Genomic DNA, 20772 nt, shown 5'->3' with positions numbered 1-20772 from the left:
TTCCCCCACAAAAACTGCTAAATTCCCCCACATGGCTTCAATAGTAAAAACCGCAAATGGTTATCGTGTCCAAATTGACACCAGGGGCGTGCGCAAAAGTAAATCGTTTGAGAACAAGCGCGACGCAACACTTTGGGCAGCCAAAGAAGAAACAGCTATTCGTGAGGATGCAAACCTAGCGCCGTCCAGCAAACATACCCTGCGTAAAGCATTAGAGAAGTACCGCGATGAGGTTTGCCCTGAGAATGCAGGGGAGCATTGGGAGGTATTGCGGATCAATGCCTTTCTCAATAATGCAGATTGGCTGCCGCTAGATAAAAAGATTGGTGAGGTTGAACCAGAGGATTTTGAAAACTTCTGTAAGGCCAGAGCTAAGACCGTTAAAGACAATACGATTCTCAGAGAAGTGGGCATTCTGTCAGCCATGATGGAAGCGGCTCGGCTGCGCTGGAAGTGGATCAAGATTAACCCCGTGCATGACGCTAAAAAGCCCCAAGAAGGTGATGATCGGGAGCGTTTAATCACTAGATCAGAAATTAAGAAGCTATTGAGAGGGTTTGATTACCACCCATTAGATCAGCGCGTGGACTCAATTACCCAATCGATTGCCATTTGCTTTCTATTGGCCTTGCGAACTGGCATGAGGTCGGGCGATATGACTAACCTTACCTGGGAGGATGTTTACCCGCGGCACCTGGTAGTCAAGGTTGATAAGAACGGCAGAAGGAAAAGAAAGGGTAGAGATGTACCCCTTTCTAAAAAAGCCGTGCGCATTGTTGAGAAGATGCGTGGCTTTGATAAAACCTCGGTATTTTCAGTGGATCCACGGACTAGGGATGCACGCTTTAGAACAATTCGGGATCGAGTGGGCTTGGCTATTAGGCTGCCAGATGGAGCGCTTGATAAAGAGGCTACATTAACTTTCCACGATACCCGTCATACGGCTGCCACTTGGATTGCGGGAAGGTTTAAAAGCAATAAAGACGTTACTGCTCAGCAGGCCATCTTTGATATGTGCAAAATCTTTGGGTGGACAGATCCCAAGAGAGCTCTCAAATACTACAATCCAAACCCAGAGGACGTGGCCGCTAGGTTGGATTAGTCTTTCTGGGATCTACCTGGCGTAATTCCAAATACTTAATTTGTTCATTAGCGTGATATAGCGATGACTGTAGATTAGTGAGGCTATTTTGTAATAAATTACATTGCCGTTTCCAGTAGGTAGCATTTTTTACTGGCTCACCGCCATCATTTAGCTCTTTTACTACTGCCAGCCTCCGACCATCATCATGACCCCTGTTATACCAATATTTTTGCTCTGCACTCATGGTATTTTCTGCTGTTGGTAGCGGTAAAGTATTTAAGAAATTTAATGGGCTTGGTTTATCTATGAAACTCATTTATTGTTAACCTTCCTTAGTAACCAAACTGGCAAACACCTAAATGTTTCATCTGCAAACCCATCGGGGCAAGTGCTTTCAAGCCAGCATCGAAGCCGTTTAATGCCTTTTAGTATTTCATCACTTTCTTTTTTTAACGCTTCTATTTCAGCTTGTTGCTTTGTTATGCAAGTATTGCAATCTTCAAGAGTTTTAGACTCAAAATTACTTAGGGCTTTCCACTGAGTTAATTCAAGCTGTTGTTGAAGGCATTTATTTTTATAGCAGCAGGCATTATGCGGACTTTCGATCCCGTCATGCTTTGCAGCCATTTCTCTATCTTCGCTGGTGAATGTTGTCATTCGTTCCCCAATAAAAATTCAGCTATTCGATAGCATTCCCATGACTCATCGCCATAGCAATATTCTCGGCAAGGGCAGCCTACAAATTCTTCTCTCCCTAAGTTGCAAGGTTCAGTCATAGTCTTTTCAATATAAAGCCCTGATTTAACCGCCAAGTCTTGCAATTCGCCACCATCCCAGTCTCCTACGCACTCATCGCCATGCGCCAATATGGGAATAACAAATTCTTTTAATTTTTTGTTTTCATCTTCAATTTTTTTTATTCGCTCTAATGCCTGTTGCACGGTCTGATAGAACTGAAAACGCGACAACTCATCATTCATAGCCATTTCTATAGGCATTCGCAAAATGCCATAAAACATTACATCACTCATTTAACTCTCCAAATATCGTTTGATTTCAGCCCCAGTAATGCGACCATCTACCGACTTGATCTTCCCTTCCAGGATTCTTTTGGTTAGGGTCTTTGGGGTGATGCCGATTTGCTTAGCAGCGTCTTTAATGTTGTAAGACACTAGGGCGCTAATAGCTTTATCAGCTCCCAGTTGCGCCGCCTGAAATAGCATATTTTGTAGTGATGATTCTTCAATCGTGACGATCATTTTTGATTTCCAATAGAGCACAAAACAGGGAATAGATTAGGGAGCCCAGGTAAGCTCCCAGGAGTAAACCGCCAAGCAAGATGATTGCTTCCCACAGCCACAAAGTTTCCTGGTGATTGAGCATGGGATTTACGTTGATATTTCTTTGGCCTTTAGTCATGTCAGAACGGAATGTCGTCGTCCATTGCAGCAAGGCCGCCTTCTGGTGCTGGCGCTTGCTGAGATTTGCTATAGCTCTCACCGCTATCAGATCCGCCAGATGGTTTACCGCCCAGCATTTAATGAAGGTGTGGATTTGATGAATGCAGGCCAGCAAATTGACCAATTACATAATTTTTCCAATGGGCAAAAGGCTGCAGACAGTATTGCTATTCAACAGGCAGGCTTGATTGATCCAACAAAGGTATTTATTGGAAACATTTTGCAAGCGGCTGGATCTGCGGGAATGATGTACGGCAGTGGAGCAGGCGGTCAAGTGACGGACAAAGCAACTTCCCTTGCCAACGGATCCGCCGATCCTATTGGATCATTGAATGACTCTATGAATTGGACTGGCGGCGGCGATAAATCCTGGATTCAGTCTTTTAAAACTAGCAAACTTTTTTAAAGAGAATATCTATGGCAACTTATGACATTGGCGGCGGTGCCGCAGCGGGAGCACAAAGCGCTGCACAGGGTATCGGTAGCGGATTTAAGGCGCTTGCTATGGCGCCAATGGTGGCTCAACAAGCCGAGCAAAATACTGCTATGACATTAGCTAAAATCTTTGCAAATCAACAGGCTGGAAGCAAGCACGAGCAAGAAGCCCGCGGCTTAAAGATGACTAATGATTATCGCGGTGGTGTTGATGAGCAGATCGCAGCAAACCCAAATATGCCGCAATACGAGCAAAAGCTTTTACAGGCTTTGAAATACGTTGGCGCTGGCAATATTGCCGACTTCAGCCGTGGCGGTCAAATGCAGCAAAAGATTGCTGATATTCAGGCGATTAAAACCAATCCAGCCCTGGCGACACCCGCAGCACAAGCTTATTTTGCTACTAGCGGCAGCGCTCCTTTTGATGATGTAGGCAATACAGGATCATCGATTAACCGCGTTACAGGTGGTCAAGCAGTAGTAAACCCGACCCTAGAAAAGATTTACGAAAACAAAGGCGCTGGCAAAGGCACTAATTACGCTAAAGGCGATCCTGCTGATAAAGGCCGTCGTACTGATATTGCCGAAGATAACCAGATCCGCCTGCAATACAACACGGAATATCCACTCAGCTTTGGTCAGAGGCCTAAAGATGCGCCCAATTTTCAGACGTATTTAGAGGCTGCAAAATCCAAGCGCAACCCGAACAAAAATCCAGCAACAGCTACTACTGGTCAGACAATAAATCCTAGCAAGCCATTTAGCCCTACACCTGAAATGATAAATGTGCAGGCCGATTACCAAGCTGGCAAGATCACAAAAGATCAAGCTAAAAAGAAACTCAAAGATTTAGGAATGCCTGACTAATGAAGATAGACGACTTCCTCGACTCGCCACAATCTAACAATCAGCGAGCCGAGGCGGGTCGGATAGATAATTTTTTAGGTGAGCTAGCACCAAAACCCTCAGCATTCAAAGAGAATGCTCAAGACGCTGCCGCCGCACTTCTAAAAATATTCCCCACTGCAGCTAAAGGTGTTGCGGATATTGCACAATTAGCTACTGGTGGCAAGTATGGTGGTGAATTCTCTGGCCTGATGCAAAAGGGCATGGATACTATTGATAAAGGTATCGGCTCTCAAAAACTCAACGATCAAAAAGCTGCATTTAATGCCGTAATGAATGATCCCAACAAGGGATTAAAAGACCTGGCAATTGCAGCCATGGATAACCCTAGATCATCTATTGATGCTGGCGTTACTACATTAGGCTCAATGATTCTGCCTGCTGGTGTTGCTAAAGGTGCGATTGCTTTAGCTCCAACAGCGGCAAAAATGGCGGCAGCAACAGGCGCAACTATAGGCACAAATGCCATTCAAAATGCTGCCGACACATTTACCAGTATTGATTCTCCAGAATTAATAGACAAATACAAAGGCGCTGGAATATCTGGCTTAGCTTCTTTACTGATTGCCCCTTTAACAGGTGGCGGCGCTGAAGGTGCTATTGCTCGCAAGATGGCTGGAGAAAAATCTGCCAATGGCGCAATCGCAGTAATTAATAAAATTCTTGGCGTTACTGCTAAAGAAGGTGGGCAAGAGGCTGGCGAGGAAATTGGTAATTACATTGGTGAGGCTGTAGGCAACAAAACTGAAATTAACCCAAATCAGTTATTAAAGCGTGGAGCCTACGGAGGCGCACTAGGTGCAATGCTCGGTGGTGGCACAGGCGCCATGACTCAAATTGGTGGCAAACAGTTACCAGAAACTATACAAGATGGCGCAAATGTCACTGTAAGTCCAGCGCCAGCAGAGTTTGACAATGCTCAGCCTATTTCAATTAATCCCATTCAAGGCGATCTATCTGCATCAGCGCAACCAGGAGTCGATCCTATTGCAGCTTTGAGCACGCTGATTGCCGACACTGCTACGCAGGATAGCCCACTCACTTCTGTAAGCACGCCTACAGTAGATCAGTTCTTAGATCAGACAGCAGCACCAACGCAAGCGCCGAAAGACACTTCTGCGGTAAGTCAACAAGACGCTTTTTTGGATGCTTCAGTCAATGCCGTAGAGCCAGGTGCATTAAAGATTTTGCAAATACCTGGCAATGAGCCTGTTAACAACTTGGTAGCCCAAGACGTGATCGATCTGCCACCAACAGAACCGAATGCACCAACAACAATGCAGCAGGCGCAAGCTGCTATTCCTGGCAGTGCGATTGATCCTATCAATCCGAGCACAATTCAAAAAGCCCAAGCCGTCATTCCTGAGTCAATCAATGAGCCTGCCTTTATCGATTTAGATAAGCACAGTCAATTGCAGGCGCCGAAGCCTGGCATGCGCATTGGCGATATTGTGTTTAAGAACGGATCCGTCTTTAAAACCCGCAAAGCAGCTCAAGACGTTGCTAAAAAAGCAGGCAAGGGTTGGGTGGCTGCACCTTCAAATCAAGGGTTTGTGGTGCGCTTTAGACCGCAGACTGATAAACAACTTGCTGCCACTGCCAAGCGCGTAGCCAAGCAGCGCGAAGTCACTGCAAAAGATAGTATGTTGCAGGCCATTTCTAAGTTAGGAGGCATTAACTCTGACGAATTGGTAAAAGACTGGGGCGTATCACTGGCAGATCTGGGTAATAAAGGATCTGGCGTCTTTAGAGTCGCCACTAAAGCGGGTGTATCCGCAGATCGCATGGCAAGCTCATTGAAAGAACTAGGTTTTATCTCTCAAGATGAGAATGGTAAGCATGACCTTGCTGAAATGATGGATCTCTTCATGGAAGAGGCCAAGGGAGGCCGTAAAACCTACGCCAATGCAGAAGGCAGCGGCATTGAAGATCAGTATTCTCAGTACCAAAATGACGGGTATGATGAATGGATTGCTGCCAAAGATGCAGAAGAGGCAGGCCTTAATAAACTCAGCGAATACGCTCAGGAATTAATAGCAAAAGACGTTGGTAAAGACTATGAAAGAACACCAGATGAAGATGAAGGACTCAGAGCAGAAATTGCCCAATGGGAGCAATCAGGAGAACTCCAAGACCGAATCCCAGAATTTAACGACCAAGCAATCGAGCCCACTGGTGGACGCCTGGCGCAAGACAATGGAGGAATCGACTCTAACCCCGCAGGAGAAGATCGAGGCGACCAAGGTGCTAATCAAGCTACGCCAAGCACAGGAGAAAAACAAAGCTCTGTTCGACCAACTGGGACTGGATCACAACGCAATGCCCAAGAATCCTTCAGCCTAGAAAGTCAAACCGAAGCTGCACTCAAAGCTGCGCAAGAGGCTAAGGATGCAGCTGAGAAAGCCAAACAAGAAGCAGACCGCGCTGCCGATGCACGCGCTAAAGCTGATGCCGAAGTCGGTCAATTCAATTTAACTGGCAGTGATCGTGAGGCCGATGTTGCCGCAGCGCAAGGCCAGCAAGATTTACTAGGCAGCACTCCAAGCGAGCCAGCCAAACTCAAATCAGAAATCAAAGACTTTGGCGAGAAGATCGGCGGAGCCCGTAAAGACGTATGGAATCTTTATGGCGATAACCTAGAAGCGGCAACCGAATTAGATGCAGCCAGCATTCCATTTGCAAGAGCCTGGCCTGAACCGAACTACGAAAAACTAATTGAGGCAGGCGCAGATCCTAAGACTGTAGCCGTGGTTCGTGCAATGCGTGAGAGTGTACCCACTAAACCTAAGAAATCGTATCGCCTGAACTCCTGGGCAGATAACGTCACGACCTTGCGTAACTTTGCTAATGAATTAGTCAAAGGCAAGATGCCTGTTAATGAGATTGAGATCCTTAACAAATATAGCGCAATTGGCGGCATGGCAGACTTATATATGGCAGTAGGGCATAGCAAGTCTTTGGCTAACCTACGCTTATCTAGTGGCTCCTATAGCGTCTTTGAAGGTAAGAACTACTCACCAGCTAAGACTATCTGGGCGGTAGAAAAAACTCAAGCCAAGAGCTCGCGTCGCTGGCCTACACAATTGGTCACAGCCGATACCAGAGAAGAGGCAATTGCCAAATTCAAGGAATCATTTGAAAGCTTGATGAATAACGCAACTGAGAAAAAATCGGTTGAGTTTGTGATTTATTCACGCACTAAAGATAAGAAGTTTTACGTTGGCAAAAAGGTCGGACGCAATTACGTTGACCTGGCTGGCGGCTTTTCTACCTCCAAAGAAGCTAGAGAATATCGCGCCGCCAATCAAGAGGAATTAGTCGCCAAGCTGGAGAAGTTTAAAGAAACCCCAAGGGTGCGCCGTGAAGATAACAATCCCCGAGTAGGCGAGGATATGCGCAATGGTGAGGATGTTACGCCGCAATACTTTGGCGAAACCTTTGGCTTTAGAGGTGTGGAGTTTGGTAATTGGGTAGAGCAGGGCAAGCGCCAGGCAGACCTTAACGAAGCTTTTGATGCGCTCATGGATATGGCAGCCGTATTGGGATTGCCGCCTAAAGCACTTTCCCTAAATGGTGAGCTCGGGTTAGCCTTTGGTGCTCGCGGTAAAGGCGGTATTGATCCAGCAGCAGCGCACTATGAGAGTGGCTTTGTGGTTATCAATATGACCAAGAAGAGTGGGGCAGGAAGCTTAGGCCATGAATGGTGGCATGCACTAGACAATTACTTCTCGCGCATGGGCAAAAAGCCATTGGACTTTATGACCGACTCTTCTGCCGTATCTCTGGCGTCCGTTGGCTCACGCTATAAAGGATTAGACGACGTTCGCTTAGAAATGACTGAAGCATTTGGGCGCGTGATGAAGGCAATACGCGAGTCCAAACTCAAGCAGCGTTCGTTGAAGATGGATGGCAAGCGCATCAAAGAGTATTGGAGCACTAGCATTGAAATGTCGGCGCGCTCATTTGAGTCATACTTAATTTCCAAGCTTGAAGATCAGGGTGTGTCGAACGATTACTTAGCAAATATCGTATCGGAAAAAGGTTGGAAAGCGCATGAAGCAATGGGTATGGCTGATGAGAATAGCTATCCTTACCCAATGGTCGATGAGCTCCCAGCGTTACGCGCTGCGTTTGATAGCTTCTTTCAGACTGTAGAAACTGCGCCAACTGATAAAGGTATTCGGATCTTTAGTCGCTTAGGTGAAGGCAAAACGTCAGGTAGCATTTCTACCAAACAAGTAGAAACTCTGGTCACAAACTTGACCAGCCGATTCGGTAGCATTCCCGCTATCAAGGTGATGAACAAGGTCAGCGACCTTTTCCCGTCGGAGAGTGCAGATAGTGACGCCAGGGTAACTGGTGCAGTAGTTAACGGGGAGATTGTGCTTTTCCTCAAAGGCCTTAAAACCACTGAGGATGTTGAGAGAACTGTTTTCCACGAATTGCTCCACTACGGCCTACGCCGATTCTTATCGAAAGATCAGTTTATCACTCAGATGAACAAGCTTTACGCCGTAGATGAGTCTTTGCGTGCGTATGCCGATAACTGGATGAAAACCGATGCCGTGGGTATCGATACGCTCACTATCCATGGCGAGCAGTATGCCAAGGCTAGAGGAATCGATGAGGCCTTAGCAAACTTAGCTGAGGTCAACCCTGAGCAGTATTTCAAGCCAACCGCCTGGACTAAGACTACCGAAACCTTGCGAAAATGGTTAGCGCAATTAGCCGACTTCTTGGGCTTTAAGACCTATGCAACGCAGATTCGGGCAATGAATCCGAGCGAGGCGCAGCTTTTGATTCGCTCCGTCTTTACCAATCTACAGAACAACTCAGCAGCTACGCAAAATCCATTTGTCGATTTGCCTGATACGGCATTCCGTATTCAAGACATGGAAGATGATCTGCAGGACGATATAGATCTGGGCGTACCTAAGCAAAAATTTGAAAAGGTATCGGCTAAAGACCTATTCTCATTAAGTAAAAATGAGTTTGGTCAAACCCAATACACTGCTGGCCTCAAGCTTTATAAGAACCTTTCAACTTTGGCAAGCGAGCATTTAGGCGCTATCAAGCTGGCAGACAATAAGCCAGAAGCCTTTAAGCAAATGATGCGTCAGTTTAAGGTCGATCAATTAAAAGCCAATGAGAACGCCAAGCGCATTGCCGAAGCAGGCATGGAGCTCTCACCAGAGCAGCGCGAAACATTGTCTGATTTGGTTGAGAAGAACGCCATTGTGGGCGATTTGCCTGCGCAAGAGATTGTCGATTTAGCGGCTAAAGTCACTAGCGCATTGGACGTACAAGCGAAGCAATTGATTGATCTGGGCATGATCTCTGATGAGCGCCTAGTGACAAACTACTTGCCACGTCTTTACAAACATGGATTAGCTGCCAAGCTTACTAACCCTGCATTACTGGCGGGCTGGTTTACCAAGGCACGCATGAAGATCCGTGGTGATCGCCTCAAAACTCGCGGTATGTTTGCTGAAATGCCTGCTGCCAATGTAGCGATGGCTAAGAAATTGGGCTGGAATCCATCGTCTATGACTGATGGTAGCGAATTACCAAAAGATCTTTTTGAAGCCTTTGATAAATCACAACCCATTCCGCCAAACTATCAAGATGCCAAAGTCTTGATGTGGCGTGACTACACCGAATCGGAACGCGCAGAAATGGGCGAGATCCGCGACGGCGTATTCCGTTATGCCATGGGCTACGTTGAAACACAAAAGGATATTGCAATTGGTCGCCTGTTTAAAGCAATCTCCACCAACTCAGAATTAGCTAAATCCTTTAATCCTGGTGGCTGGAAACAAGTGCCCACTACTGAGATCAAAGGTGCGCCTGGCGTTAAGCAATACGGCGCTCTAGCAGGCCTGTACGTCAGTCCGCAAGTCTTAGACGCTTTAACTCGCAACACGCAGCCAAAGGGCATTTTGATGGCGGTGTACGACAAGGCGCTGAACTTCTGGAAAGAGGGTAAGACTGTTTGGAACCCTGTATCGCATGGCAATAACGTAGTGAGCAACCTCTTTACTGTTTACTTTGCAGGCGTCAATCCAGCCAGCCCGTCCCATTGGCGTGAAACCTTACGCGAATTTAGAACCAAGGGCACCTATTGGAATGAAGCGGTTGATAACGGCCTATTCGGTAATGAGTTTGCCAATCAAGAAATTCAGCAAATACTCATGCCAGACTTTAATTCGATGGAAGATTTGGAGTCCGTAGCAGCCTCACGCGTAGCCAAGGTCATTGAGTTTTCTAAGAAGTATCCTGGCAAGCCATTGTCTTGGTATCGCGAGAATATGCAAAAGGCGTATGAGTTTGAAGATCAATTCTTTAAATTAATGCTCTACATTGATCGCCGTAAATCTGGCATGGATCCACAAGCTGCGATTACAGATGCTGAGCGCTATGTATTTAACTACTCTGATATGCCAGAAGGTATTGAGCTTTTAAAGCGCACTTACTCACCATTCTTTGCTTACACCTATAAAGCCATTCCAATGGTGCTGCACACTGCCATGACTAGGCCAGATCGCTTGTTGGCGCCGATTGCATTATTGGGCGGAGCTAACTGGCTTGCTTACATGGTGATGGGTGGCGATGAAGAGAAAGAGCGCAAGGGCATGCCAGAGTATATGCAAGGCCGCACTGCGATTGGTACACAAAAATCTATTCGTATGCCATTTGATATTGAGGGCAATCCAGCCTTTATGGACATGAGCCGCCGCGTCCCATTGGGTGATTTGTTTGATATTAATAATCAGACCAATGGATTGCCTTTACCAGCGCCGTTTATGCCAAGCCATCCTGTCTTATCAATCATGCAGGCGGTTATTTATAACCAAGATACCTTTACAGGAAAAGATTTGGTGAAGAAATCAGATACTAAGTGGGAAGCAGCGCAAGCGCGTGGCGCTTACTTGTATCGCCAGTTTGCACCGAATGCCCCAATGATTCTAGGTAGCTACAACTTTAATAAGCTGATGGATGCCAGCGCCAATACCTTTGATACTGAAATGCTAGGCTATACAGGAAAAACCAAAGCAGGTGATCCAATTAAAGCCATTCCTACTGTGCTTGATGTATTTACTGGCACGAAGATCCGCTCATTTGATCCTGAGCGTGGCATTGATTATCAAGCCGCTGGTATTCAGAAAGAGGCTAAAGAGATTGGCGCCAATATCAGTAGTGCCCAAAGAAATCAGGGTATGACTCCTGATTCAAAGGGTAGATATATTGCTTCTCAGCAGGACAAGCTAAATGAACTACGCAAGAAAAATGAGGAATTGCGTAAGTAATTATTGGCAGTAACGGGTTCCGCCGTAGTAATTGCAGATCTGTAATGGCGGGGTGATCGATTGACCAAATGAGTTATTGAAAGCCCTGCCAATACCATTAAGCATAGTAGCCGTTGCAGCAGTATTTCTATATTGCTGTGCTGCATCAGCATAAGCGGAAGCTTGAGCTTGACGCATTCTGTCATTTTCTAATTCAGCCTGTCGAAACGCACGCGCATTGGCTTCTTTTCTATCTTCCATGGCTGCCGCATAACGCTCAACCCTTGCATTTGTGAGCTCATCAAATTGCTTTTGAGATATTGTTTTTTTGGCAAGCTGATCGGAGTAATCTGCTAATGACTGGTAATAATCTTGCGTTAATTTATCGCTTGGAAAATAGGCTTTTGAAGCAATAAGAATTTCTTTTGCGGCCACAGATTGACTAATTTTCTTAGCTTCATATTGAGCAACTATTCTTTCTACTTCTTTACTAAATAATTCAGAATTATTTTGAGCGAACGCTTTTAAAGATACCAGCGCTGCACATACTAAAACAATACTCATGATTGTTTTCATTTTTGTACTCCTTGGATTTTTGTTCATTCTTTAATCATACAAAGATTCATAAGAACTTACCAGCACCAATAGCATGAGTGGATGAAATTTTCACTCAGCCTGTATCCCAATTGGAAAGAGATATTACGCAAGTCCTGGGCGATGCGCTTTGCCATAGCTGCAGGGCTATTTTCTGGCATAGAGGTGTGGAATAGTCTTTACGGCGATCAATACTTTAGCCCTGGCAAGTTTGCCGCCATCTCTGGCATTTGCTCTTTTTGCTCATACGTCAGCCGCGTAGTAGCTCAAAAGAATATATGAATGACAACCAGAGGCGCATAGCTGCCGCCACCGCTATTGCCACTGCGATTGCTATTCCTGCAGAAGGCCTACGCCAAATCGCCTATTACGACCCGCCAGGAATTTTGACTGTGTGTATGGGGCATACGGGATCTGACATTGATCCCAAGAAAAAATACTCGCTAGATGAGTGCTCTCAATTCTTAACTGAAGATATGCGCCAGGCCATTAGCGAAGTAGAGCGTTGCGCTCCAGGATTACCCGCGCCCGTTTTAGCGGCTTTTGGGGACGCTGTATTTAACCTGGGGTCAACCATAGCCTGCAACCAAAAAAAGAGCACGGCAGCCCGCCTGCTTGCAACTGGACGCATTAAAGAAGCGTGTGAGCAACTGACGCGCTGGAATAAAGCAAGCGTCCTTGGAGTGCTTGTGGAATTACCAGGATTGACTACGCGCCGTAACCTAGAAAAAACCATTTGCCTAGAAGGTGCCTTATGAATTCACTTATGAGCTATTTGCTCACCTTTGCTTTATCCATTTCAGGAGGTTTATACCTTGGTCACAACTACACGAAAAACCACTACGAAGCGCAAATCGCCAGCGACAAAGCCAGCCGTCAAGAAGCCATCACCCAAGCGGTCATCACCGAGCAAGCCAAAACCCAAAAAGCCACTGCAGGCTTTATCACCTCGCTTCGAATCGAGCAAGGCAAAAGTGCCATCTATCAAGGACAAGCCAAAGCGCTATACGTTAACGGCACTTTTGGTATCAACCCTAGTAATTGCGCTATTACTTTTGGCTTTATCCGCCTGTTCAACGCCAGCGCCACTGGTGAAGCCTCGCTCCCAATCAGCACTGATGCTCTCTGCTCCCCCATTGACATTGCTGCCGTACTCTCCACCTCCATCGAAAACCACCGAAAGTACCACGAAGTAGCGGCGCAGATTGAAGCAATAAAGGCATCAAATGACTGACATATACGACCAAGCCACTGATAAAGAAATGCGTGATCGTGAGCTTGCCATTAAAGCTGCTCGCGCCCAGAACCAGCCGATTGCTTTTACAGGGCAATGCCTTAATTGTGAAGAGGTGATTACTAGGGGAAGATTTTGTGATTCTGAATGCCGTGAGGATTATGAGCGCTCAGAAAAAATGAAACAACTTTCAGGCCGAAAGTGACGCGATGAGATCAACCCATTTAAAAATTAAATCCGTTGATATTCAAAAAGAAGAGATCCAGGCTGCCCTCAAGCAATTACATAGCCAATTCTTCCGCCTAGATGAGCTGATCGAGTTTGACTCTGGCGCATGGTGGATTGCCTATGACGGCATCAAACCCATTGGATTTTGCGGCGTTAATGCCTCATCTTCCTGGCGCAAGACGGGATACATGTGCAGGGCAGGGGTCAAGTGGGACTACCGCGGCCTAGGACTGCATCGCCGTCTTATTCAAGTGCGCGTGCGTTATGCCAAAAAACAAGGGTGGACGCATTTAGTTACGGACACCACTGATAACTGCCCATCGGCAAACAACTTAATTGCCAATGGCTTTCGTATGTATAAACCGAGCAAACCTTGGGGACTCCCAGGTGCTTGTTATTGGATTAAAAAACTAGGGTAAATATGACAAAGCCGCATAAGTATTCTGACGATCAATTCATCAAGGTGTGGATGGAATTGAAATCTGCCGCTAAGGTATCTAGGCACTTAGGAATGGATCTTAGGAAAGTCAATAGCCGCAGGGTGCAGATTCAATCTAAGCATGGAATTACGCTCCCAGCCACCCACGGAAACGCTCAATACAAGATGACGATCCCTGAAGATAAAGTCAGGATTAAGGTAGAAATGAGCGATGGTGTATTCGTCGTGTTCTCAGACGCCCACTATTTCCCAGGATTAATCAGCACTGCCCATCGTGCACTGTGCAAGCTACTGCCTACAATCAAACCACGCATGCTGATTGCCAACGGCGACATACTGGATGGCACCTCAATTAGCTCTCACGCTAGGATTGGATATGAGGCTAGACCAACTGTCCAGCAAGAGCTTGAGGCCGTTCAGGAGCGCTTAGGCGAGCTTGAGAAGGCCTGCAAAGGTGGCAATACTAAGTTCGTGCGCACCATCGGAAACCATTGCGTGCGCTTTGATTCCAAACTCTCTGGATTCGTACCTCAATATGAAGGCGTCAAAGGCTTTACCCTGGACGATCATCTGCCAGGCTGGAAGTCTTGCTGGTCGCTCATGATTAATGAGGACGTGATGGTAAAGCACCGCTGGCACAACGGGGTTCACGCAACGTATAACAATATTTTAAAAGGCGGAACGTCATTTTTTACGGGTCACTTGCATGCCCTTGGCATGAGTCGGTGGTCGGACTATAACGGCACGCGTTATGGTGTTGATACGGGAACCCTAGCGGATCCCTGGGGCAGTCAATTTGGGTATATGGAAGATAACCCGCGCAACTGGCGCCAGGGCTTTGCAGTGGGTACAATTAAGGATGGAAAGCTTATGCCGCCAGAGCTTTGTGAGGTAGTAGATGAGGATCACGTTTGGTGGCGCGGGCAGATGATTAAGGTTTAAAAACAATTCCCCCAAAATTCCCCCAATTAACTTTTAAAGCCCAGCCAGTAAGCCTCTGTGGTGCTGGCCTCGGGCACCAAAGAAGTGAGCATCACCCCCCCACCACATCAACTATAGGGGTTGAAAAGATAAAGGCTTTAGCCTCATTTCTTTAAAATAAATTCAGCAGCAGTTTTCACGAGCTCATCTTCTTTTTGGTTAAAGCCGTGATAAGCAAGAGCCCAACAAACATTACCGGTACTGATGCCTCCATCCATTGTCACAAATTCTGCCCTAGTGTTTTTTGGACGATTTTTTATCATATCTTCCGATGCTGATATAGGGGTTGTCCAGCATGTATCCTGAACATGATGAATAGCAAGTACTGGCAGCCTTGTATTATCTTTTAAGATAGCGGTCTCCTCAGTACCGGCAACGATGAATCCAGAGATGGTATTTTTATCGCCAAACCGATTTACAAACTCAGTTACGCTCACGCTACCATTACTATGCCCAAATAGCCAAACTGGTACACGATATTTATCCTTGTAATAGTTCACTATGGTTAAGAGCCTATTTTGATAATCTTCAGTAAGTCGACCGCCCCCCTTAATGCTTAAATTATCTTTAGAGTCCACAAGTACTGAATTAATGCCATACTGATGCCATAGAGCTTGCGACCTTACAAAGGTATGATTGCTTCTAGCTGAGCCACCATCAAAAATCCCAACTTTTCCATCGCCACCTATTAATAAGATAACGAGTGCTTTGGGATTATCTGTGGCGATTAGCAGGGTCCTTGTTGTGCTATCGCTTTGGTAGGGAACATCTATTACTTGCGCTATTGACGTTAGGCAAACAAAGAAGATGCCTGCAGGGATTATTTTTTTCAATACTTTCATTGCTATATCCTAATACAAAGTCGATTGGAATTGATGACAATAATTAGAATTAGTTTATAAAATGATCTTTAGAGTGTTTTATCGAACTCCTATCCTCACCTTTTCAGATTGGATGGGGTATTTTTGCAATTATCTAAAAGCGATAGGAGTAGGGCGGCTACCTTCAGTAGTTGCATCACCCCCAGCAGATCAGGCAGGGAGATTACCTCAGAGTTTTATCTTAGAGACAAACGAGATACTTTTTAGATATCTCTAATCTACTTGAGTAACGTCAAAATGACGTTCGGCATCTGATTGGCTTGGGCTAGCATAGAAGTAGCAGCCTGTTGCAAGATCTGAGTACGGGTCAAATTAGAGGTTTCTGCTGCGTAATCGGTATCGACAATGCGGCTAATACCATCAGCTAAATTAGTAGATAGGGTTTGCATGTTATCTACTGAGTATTCCAAGCGATTTAACCAAATACCCAGATCAGATCTATTAGTGGCATTAATCCCAATAGCATCTTGGACTACTGAAGTAGATAGGTTAGCGACATCATCAGCTTCTAAGGACTGGACATTGCCACCGGCATCAAAGTAGGCAGCATTTGTAATGAGGCCAGCAGCATTGGCATCAGCTTCACTTGTTAGGCTATCTGCAACTATGCCAAGTCCACCAAAAGAATTGCTACCCTTGGTAAATGAGGCAATACCTGTATCAACAAATTGAATTTCTCCCCCATCAATTAATTCCAGAAAAAAATTACCGCTGGAATCTGCAGATAGAGTGATGGTGCTTGTGCTATCTGGGTTATCGATTACTGATGTGACAATAAGGTCTGTTCCGCCAAAGTAGGGGGTAATTGGGAAATTATCCACAAGCAGAGAGACTCCTTGGCCTTCTTGTACTCCAAGAGCACTGCTCACAATTAAAGTGCCACCAGCACCCCCGTTGTCAGGCACAAAATAGCCTACCTCCCCAGGGTTAGCACTGCTATTGGGATAGGCACTGCTAGTCCCCGCAGGAGCTGTAATCTGTATAGCGGTTCCATCATCAATGAGGTCTTGGGCATCTTGTTGGGTAATAAAAAGTTTTGCTGATAACGCTTTCTCTCTTGTATTAGCTAACATGAAATAATCTTCACCATTAGCAGGCTCACCGGGCTGCTCGGCTATTACATAATAGGTCTGCCCATCTACTAAATTTGCAATCGGGCTCAAGCCCGAAATCACATGGTAGGTAATAGCATCACCAGAAGAAAATCCATGATTAGGGGCAGAGACATCGTACCAGCCATCTACAAGACCTAAGCCACCGATGGTAAAAGAAGATGCGCTAACATTCCCCAAACTCAAATTAGCTATCTCAATCGTACTAGCCACTCCTGTACCAGTACTTAAGGTATTAGTAGTACCAAAGACTGAACCAGATCCTCCTTGGAACTGGGTACGCTCTTTGACGTTTTGAATTTCATTTAAAAGGGAAGCGATCTCATTATTAATAGAGTCTGTTTGATCAGAGTTCAAAGTGCCATCTTGGCGCTGGGTGGTTAAGGTAAGGACTCGCTGGAGCATCTTGCCAACGACATCTAATGCACCTTCAGCAGTTTGCAATTGAGAAATAGCATCCTTGGTATTGCGAATCGATTGATCCACAATGTTTTTAGTCCCTTTTAAAGACTCAGAGATCCCATAGCCAGCAGCATCATCTTTAGCACTGTTAATGCGAGTACCGGAAGACAGCCTTTGCACAGAAGCAGACAAAGCAGTCTGAGCAGTGCTGAGGTTCTTCTGGGCATACAGTGATGCCATATTGGTACTGAGGACTGCGGCCATATCAATAATCTCTTGTTATTAGTCACCTCCAAAGGGAGGCCCAAGGGCTAAAAAGGCCCTCACGACCCTCAATACGGCTATTTTTAGGAAATCTTTAGCCCTATGGTGAATACCCTTGGCTATGAGTTCTTTGAAAAATAGATGAACTTGAGGTCTTGGCTGGGGCCACCGTTGTGGGGGGCAGGGTACCTGAAAAGTCGGGGTCGAGTTTTAAAAAAGTGCCCCATAGGCCTAGATACAAATTAGATACATTTGACCTAATTTAGATGCATTGGCTAGGCTGCTGTGTACAATGGCTTAATAGATATATGGCTCTGAGGGCCACAACAGTCTGGGGATATACTGGCCTCGGGCACCAGCATTTCAATCGTTTCCTCATCAGATCTTGAGAACATTCCATTCACTCTTCCCACTATTGTTGTCTTGCATCATCACTCCAGTGATGGGGCAATCCGCTTTCTTTGACTGTAAGAGGTCTGAAAAGGATTATGTTGAAGAGTATTCAATGCAACTGACACTTGCTTCGAAGACTCAGAAAGCAAAAGTGTACTTGGATGATCGAGATCTGGATCAGTCTGATGCCTATGGAACACAAGTCGTTAAAAGCGTCACACTTGCTAAGCCGAATATTTATATAGTGATAGAGGCTAGTTTTCCGGCCGAGGAAATTATGGGAGCTAAGTATCCTGCTGGCACAGTGCTAACTCACATGACTCTTGATCCTGCAACCGGCAAGTTAAAGAAGGTTGAAAAAATACAGGGCGGTATCTTGGGTGCGTCTTTGGGAGACGGAACTCACGTGAGTGAAGAAAGCTGTTTCCCAGCTAAAGCACCTGCAAAGCCGCGGTAAAACTTAATCGGGCTCGGTGACAAAGCCTAACTTCGTTAAACCGGCGCGACGAGACGCTGCCAGTACTTGAGCGACATACTCGTACTTCACAGACTTATCAGCGCGCAAGTTAATCTCGGGTTGAGGTTCTTTCTGGGCAGCTTTCTCTGCATAGCCATCAAAGGTTTTTAAATCAATTGCAGTGCTATTCCAGAAAATTTGACCCTTGCCATCAATTGTGAGTTGAACAGATTCTGGCTTGACCTCATTGCGAACACTATTAGCTTTTGGGAGTTCGATCTTGACTGCTTGTTGTATGACGGGCAGGGTGATGATGAAAATGATCAGTAGGACCAACATCACGTCCACCATTGGCGTCATATTGATCTCAGACATGATGCTGTCATCATTCTGATCGTCTTGAATATGAAAAGCCATACTTATTCTCCAGACTTAACGCGAGCGCCAGTCACAAAATAGGCTAGAAGATCATTTGCAAAGCGATTGAGATCGGCAACCATTAATTTGTTAGCACGATTAATGGCGTTGAATGCCAACACCGCAGGAATCGCCACCGCCAAACCTAGGGCAGTCATGATCAGCGCTTCACCAATTGGGCCGGCAACCTGATCAAGCTGTGCGCTGCCTGAGCTACTGATAGCAATCAAGGCATGATAGATGCCCCATACAGTGCCAAACAAACCAATAAAAGGTGAAATCGCACCAGTAGATCCAAGGAAGGTTAGCCCCTTCTGAAAACTCGCTGCAATGCCATCAACACTGTTCTTAAGGCTTCTAGCCATCCACTCAGAGTAATTGAGTGTTTGCAGCAGTTCACGATGATCATGAGCTTGATTCTGATGATGCGCAGAAGCAGTGGCTGCTGATTTAGCAAGATGATAGTAAGGGTTCAGTGCCGGATTGCTAAAGGATTGCAAGCCTTGGTCATAGGACGTGGCGCGCCAGAACTGATCGAGCTCAGGCTTGAGCTTGCGAAGATTACGCAGCTCCCAAAAGCGACTGAGCAAAATGACCCAAGTAACAACTGAGCAGATGAGAAGTGCGATAGCCACAAAGCGGGTAATGAAGTCCCCCTCAAGCCAAAGATTTGCTATGCCAAATGGTGTATTCATAATGTTTACTTGAGATTAAATTTAATTAAAAGATTGGTAGAAATTCTTTGTGGTGAACCATTTACTAAAAAAGGCTTGAAGCGATAACGTCTCCCGATCTCAGTCGCTGCGCGATCAAGCCTCGGAAAGTTACTCGATTGCAAAAGGGCTATATCTTCAACATTGCCCGTTTGATCAATAATTAAACGCACGATAACTGTACCTTGTTCCCCAGACCTTTTTGAAAAAGAGGGATAGTAAGCATCAGCATCTGGTTGGTAGAGCACTTCCAGTTTACCAATGTCGGTCTGAATCGGTGTGCCACTCACTCCGCCAGCAGTGGAGGGTGCTACAGCAGCATTTTGGGGTTGAGATTCGCTCTTGGACTCTGCTTGCTTCGGGGGAGTGGTTGATTGCTTGGGTTCTGCAGGTGCTGGAGTAGGTTTTGGAACCGGCTTTTCCTCTACCTTTTTCTTGGGCTCTTCTTTAGGTTTAGGTGGTGTAGGTTTAGGTGTAGCTGGAGCTTCCTGGCTTTTGGCTGGCGAAGGACTCACTAAATTTGCCATCACCCGATCGTCATCCACTTTGGGCGGACGTGCGCTCAGATGAATGAACTCCAAAGCTGGCAATGCATGCAACACCAGAACAATAGCAATGATGATCCGCTCTGATTTGGTAAACGGTAGACGAGAGTCTAGTTTTTGCATGAAGGTGCTCATGACACTTCACCTAATAATGCTGAATCAATAGCATATTCATTCAAATCACTGGTGAGTAAATCTTTAGACATCGCCAGAAGTGATGCTTCATTTTTACTGCTGATAAATAAAACCGAACCGCGTTTTACAGAATGATTATCTTGTGGCAATACCTCGAGTACGCGTTTAAGCTGCCTCACCACGGCATCGCTTGTATCAATCAAAGTGATGCTGTCACCTAAAAGCTTGCGTATGGGTTTCTTTAAGAAAGGGTAGTGAGTGCAGCCCAAGACCAAAGTATCAGAGCCAGCATCCAAAATAGGTACAAGATGTTTACCTAATAGCTCCAGAGTTTCTTCGCTATCTGCCTTGCCCGCCTCAATCAGGGGTACAAGTCCTGCGCCAGCCTGCTTAATAAAACGACAGTGATCTGGAAGCGTTGCAAGTAGCGCATTGAACTTATCGCTCTTCAGGGTTGCCTCTGTAGCCAGAACTCCCACGATCCCATTTTGCGATTGCATTGCTGCAGGCTTAATGCCTGGCTCTACTCCAATAATCGGAATATCTAATTCAGCGCGGATCTGTTGAATTGCTTCGGCAGTTGCAGTATTGCAGGCTACAACAATTGCATCACAGCCTTGACTTGCGAGATGTTTGCATAAAGCAAGGCTGCGGGCAGCAATCCAGTCGCTAGATTTTTCACCATAAGGGGCATTCGCGGAATCCGCAAGATAAATATAGTCGTGCTGCGGAAGCTGACGCAGAGCCTCATCCAAAATGGATAAGCCTCCGACGCCAGAATCAAAAACCCCTATGAGTGCCAAAGT

21 protein-coding genes are annotated in these 20772 nt (G+C 45.9%); 10 read left to right on the top strand and 11 right to left on the bottom strand.

From position 1 onward, the window contains the following. Window positions 1-31 precede the first annotated feature (31 nt). Complete coding sequence (locus tag ICN13_RS08645) at window positions 32-1102, top strand: tyrosine-type recombinase/integrase (protein ID WP_216139957.1); 1071 nt, start codon at window positions 32-34, stop codon at window positions 1100-1102. On the opposite strand, the gene ICN13_RS08640 is transcribed toward ICN13_RS08645, so the two are convergent. The 4 genes from ICN13_RS08640 to ICN13_RS08625 are packed head-to-tail and all read right to left on the bottom strand — an operon-like array spanning window position 1089 to window position 2343. After that, on the bottom strand, window positions 1089-1400 hold the full coding sequence (locus ICN13_RS08640; RefSeq protein ID WP_216139956.1) for a hypothetical protein: 312 nt from the start codon (window positions 1398-1400) through the stop codon (window positions 1089-1091). The two genes, ICN13_RS08645 and ICN13_RS08640, sit on opposite strands and share 14 nt — an antisense overlap. After that, window positions 1397-1741, bottom strand: coding sequence for a hypothetical protein (locus ICN13_RS08635; protein WP_216139955.1), 345 nt, complete (start codon window positions 1739-1741; stop codon window positions 1397-1399). Before ICN13_RS08635 ends, ICN13_RS08640 begins: the two co-directional genes overlap by 4 nt. Continuing rightward, window positions 1738-2115 (bottom strand): hypothetical protein, encoded by a 378-nt coding sequence (locus ICN13_RS08630; RefSeq protein ID WP_216139954.1) that lies wholly within the window; start codon window positions 2113-2115, stop codon window positions 1738-1740. Before ICN13_RS08630 ends, ICN13_RS08635 begins: the two co-directional genes overlap by 4 nt. After that, entirely contained in the window at window positions 2116-2343 is a 228-nt protein-coding gene (locus tag ICN13_RS08625; protein ID WP_216139953.1) for a helix-turn-helix domain-containing protein, read from the bottom strand. A 112-nt stretch (window positions 2344-2455) separates the two neighbouring features. Here ICN13_RS08625 and ICN13_RS08620 point away from each other — a divergent pair, with 112 nt between their 5' ends. Genes ICN13_RS08620 through ICN13_RS08610 form a run of 3 tightly spaced genes read left to right on the top strand, consistent with a single transcriptional unit; the run spans window position 2456 to window position 11192 of the window. Continuing rightward, window positions 2456-2950 (top strand): hypothetical protein, encoded by a 495-nt coding sequence (locus tag ICN13_RS08620; RefSeq protein ID WP_216139952.1) that lies wholly within the window; start codon window positions 2456-2458, stop codon window positions 2948-2950. 11 nt (window positions 2951-2961) lie between these two features. Beyond that, window positions 2962-3846, top strand: coding sequence for a hypothetical protein (locus ICN13_RS08615; protein WP_216139951.1), 885 nt, complete (start codon window positions 2962-2964; stop codon window positions 3844-3846). Beyond that, entirely contained in the window at window positions 3846-11192 is a 7347-nt protein-coding gene (locus ICN13_RS08610) for an LPD5 domain-containing protein (RefSeq protein WP_216139950.1), read from the top strand. Before ICN13_RS08615 ends, ICN13_RS08610 begins: the two co-directional genes overlap by 1 nt. Here ICN13_RS08610 and ICN13_RS08605 read toward each other — a convergent pair whose 3' ends face one another. Continuing rightward, entirely contained in the window at window positions 11193-11747 is a 555-nt protein-coding gene (locus tag ICN13_RS08605) for a hypothetical protein (RefSeq protein WP_216139949.1), read from the bottom strand. A gap of 296 nt (window positions 11748-12043) precedes the next feature. Between ICN13_RS08605 and ICN13_RS08600 the strand changes: the two genes are divergently transcribed. Genes ICN13_RS08600 through ICN13_RS08580 form a run of 5 tightly spaced genes read left to right on the top strand, consistent with a single transcriptional unit; the run spans window position 12044 to window position 14608 of the window. After that, the gene (locus ICN13_RS08600; RefSeq protein WP_216139948.1) at window positions 12044-12523 is read left to right on the top strand and encodes a lysozyme; all 480 of its coding nucleotides are present in this window, start codon (window positions 12044-12046) and stop codon (window positions 12521-12523) included. Next, on the top strand, window positions 12520-12999 hold the full coding sequence (locus ICN13_RS08595) for a hypothetical protein (RefSeq protein ID WP_216139947.1): 480 nt from the start codon (window positions 12520-12522) through the stop codon (window positions 12997-12999). Before ICN13_RS08600 ends, ICN13_RS08595 begins: the two co-directional genes overlap by 4 nt. Continuing rightward, window positions 12992-13204 carry a hypothetical protein gene (locus ICN13_RS08590; protein WP_216139946.1) on the top strand — a complete coding sequence of 71 codons (213 nt, stop codon included), beginning with the start codon at window positions 12992-12994 and terminating at the stop codon, window positions 13202-13204. The genes ICN13_RS08595 and ICN13_RS08590 overlap by 8 nt, the downstream gene beginning before the upstream one ends. A gap of 4 nt (window positions 13205-13208) precedes the next feature. Next, window positions 13209-13646 (top strand): GNAT family N-acetyltransferase, encoded by a 438-nt coding sequence (locus ICN13_RS08585; RefSeq protein WP_216139945.1) that lies wholly within the window; start codon window positions 13209-13211, stop codon window positions 13644-13646. Between the two features lie 2 nt (window positions 13647-13648). Next, window positions 13649-14608 (top strand): hypothetical protein, encoded by a 960-nt coding sequence (locus ICN13_RS08580; RefSeq protein ID WP_216139944.1) that lies wholly within the window; start codon window positions 13649-13651, stop codon window positions 14606-14608. 143 nt (window positions 14609-14751) lie between these two features. Here ICN13_RS08580 and ICN13_RS08575 read toward each other — a convergent pair whose 3' ends face one another. Beyond that, complete coding sequence (locus tag ICN13_RS08575) at window positions 14752-15489, bottom strand: hypothetical protein (protein ID WP_216139943.1); 738 nt, start codon at window positions 15487-15489, stop codon at window positions 14752-14754. Between the two features lie 257 nt (window positions 15490-15746). Continuing rightward, complete coding sequence (locus ICN13_RS08570) at window positions 15747-17306, bottom strand: flagellin (RefSeq protein WP_216139942.1); 1560 nt, start codon at window positions 17304-17306, stop codon at window positions 15747-15749. A 385-nt stretch (window positions 17307-17691) separates the two neighbouring features. Here ICN13_RS08570 and ICN13_RS08565 point away from each other — a divergent pair, with 385 nt between their 5' ends. After that, window positions 17692-18156, top strand: coding sequence for a hypothetical protein (locus ICN13_RS08565; protein ID WP_255534102.1), 465 nt, complete (start codon window positions 17692-17694; stop codon window positions 18154-18156). 3 nt (window positions 18157-18159) lie between these two features. Here ICN13_RS08565 and ICN13_RS08560 read toward each other — a convergent pair whose 3' ends face one another. Genes ICN13_RS08560 through murI form a run of 4 tightly spaced genes read right to left on the bottom strand, consistent with a single transcriptional unit; the run spans window position 18160 to window position 20769 of the window. After that, window positions 18160-18573: a biopolymer transporter ExbD gene (locus ICN13_RS08560; protein WP_216139941.1), complete on the bottom strand. Its 414-nt coding sequence runs from the start codon at window positions 18571-18573 to the stop codon at window positions 18160-18162. A 2-nt stretch (window positions 18574-18575) separates the two neighbouring features. Then, the gene (locus ICN13_RS08555; protein ID WP_216139940.1) at window positions 18576-19268 is read right to left on the bottom strand and encodes a MotA/TolQ/ExbB proton channel family protein; all 693 of its coding nucleotides are present in this window, start codon (window positions 19266-19268) and stop codon (window positions 18576-18578) included. Between the two features lie 5 nt (window positions 19269-19273). Next, on the bottom strand, window positions 19274-19954 hold the full coding sequence (locus tag ICN13_RS08550) for an energy transducer TonB (protein ID WP_255534101.1): 681 nt from the start codon (window positions 19952-19954) through the stop codon (window positions 19274-19276). A gap of 8 nt (window positions 19955-19962) precedes the next feature. After that, window positions 19963-20769 carry a glutamate racemase gene (gene murI / locus ICN13_RS08545; protein WP_216139938.1) on the bottom strand — a complete coding sequence of 269 codons (807 nt, stop codon included), beginning with the start codon at window positions 20767-20769 and terminating at the stop codon, window positions 19963-19965. Window positions 20770-20772: the final 3 nt, after the last annotated feature.

This window comes from Polynucleobacter sp. MWH-Berg-3C6 (genome assembly GCF_018881855.1).
Lineage (GTDB): Bacteria > Pseudomonadota > Gammaproteobacteria > Burkholderiales > Burkholderiaceae > Polynucleobacter.
The sequence above is the reverse complement of the archived record's forward strand: the minus strand, read 5'-3'. Positions and strand labels throughout refer to the sequence as shown.

What these genes read in the sequence shown, in the direction of transcription:
- ICN13_RS08640 (WP_216139956.1), bottom strand. Translation starts at nt 1,400, where the DNA reads ATGAGTTTCATAGATAAACCAAGCCCATTAAATTTCTTAAATACTTTA.
- ICN13_RS08635 (WP_216139955.1), bottom strand. Translation starts at nt 1,741, where the DNA reads ATGACAACATTCACCAGCGAAGATAGAGAAATGGCTGCAAAGCATGAC.
- ICN13_RS08595 (WP_216139947.1), top strand. Translation starts at nt 12,520, where the DNA reads ATGAATTCACTTATGAGCTATTTGCTCACCTTTGCTTTATCCATTTCA.
- ICN13_RS08580 (WP_216139944.1), top strand. Translation starts at nt 13,649, where the DNA reads ATGACAAAGCCGCATAAGTATTCTGACGATCAATTCATCAAGGTGTGG.
- ICN13_RS08600 (WP_216139948.1), top strand. Translation starts at nt 12,044, where the DNA reads ATGAATGACAACCAGAGGCGCATAGCTGCCGCCACCGCTATTGCCACT.
- ICN13_RS08560 (WP_216139941.1), bottom strand. Translation starts at nt 18,573, where the DNA reads ATGGCTTTTCATATTCAAGACGATCAGAATGATGACAGCATCATGTCT.
- ICN13_RS08610 (WP_216139950.1), top strand. Translation starts at nt 3,846, where the DNA reads ATGAAGATAGACGACTTCCTCGACTCGCCACAATCTAACAATCAGCGA.
- ICN13_RS08570 (WP_216139942.1), bottom strand. Translation starts at nt 17,306, where the DNA reads ATGGCCGCAGTCCTCAGTACCAATATGGCATCACTGTATGCCCAGAAG.
- ICN13_RS08645 (WP_216139957.1), top strand. Translation starts at nt 32, where the DNA reads ATGGCTTCAATAGTAAAAACCGCAAATGGTTATCGTGTCCAAATTGAC.
- ICN13_RS08575 (WP_216139943.1), bottom strand. Translation starts at nt 15,489, where the DNA reads ATGAAAGTATTGAAAAAAATAATCCCTGCAGGCATCTTCTTTGTTTGC.
- ICN13_RS08555 (WP_216139940.1), bottom strand. Translation starts at nt 19,268, where the DNA reads ATGAATACACCATTTGGCATAGCAAATCTTTGGCTTGAGGGGGACTTC.
- ICN13_RS08585 (WP_216139945.1), top strand. Translation starts at nt 13,209, where the DNA reads ATGAGATCAACCCATTTAAAAATTAAATCCGTTGATATTCAAAAAGAA.
- ICN13_RS08605 (WP_216139949.1), bottom strand. Translation starts at nt 11,747, where the DNA reads ATGAAAACAATCATGAGTATTGTTTTAGTATGTGCAGCGCTGGTATCT.
- ICN13_RS08550 (WP_255534101.1), bottom strand. Translation starts at nt 19,954, where the DNA reads ATGCAAAAACTAGACTCTCGTCTACCGTTTACCAAATCAGAGCGGATC.
- ICN13_RS08630 (WP_216139954.1), bottom strand. Translation starts at nt 2,115, where the DNA reads ATGAGTGATGTAATGTTTTATGGCATTTTGCGAATGCCTATAGAAATG.
- ICN13_RS08625 (WP_216139953.1), bottom strand. Translation starts at nt 2,343, where the DNA reads ATGATCGTCACGATTGAAGAATCATCACTACAAAATATGCTATTTCAG.
- ICN13_RS08615 (WP_216139951.1), top strand. Translation starts at nt 2,962, where the DNA reads ATGGCAACTTATGACATTGGCGGCGGTGCCGCAGCGGGAGCACAAAGC.
- ICN13_RS08590 (WP_216139946.1), top strand. Translation starts at nt 12,992, where the DNA reads ATGACTGACATATACGACCAAGCCACTGATAAAGAAATGCGTGATCGT.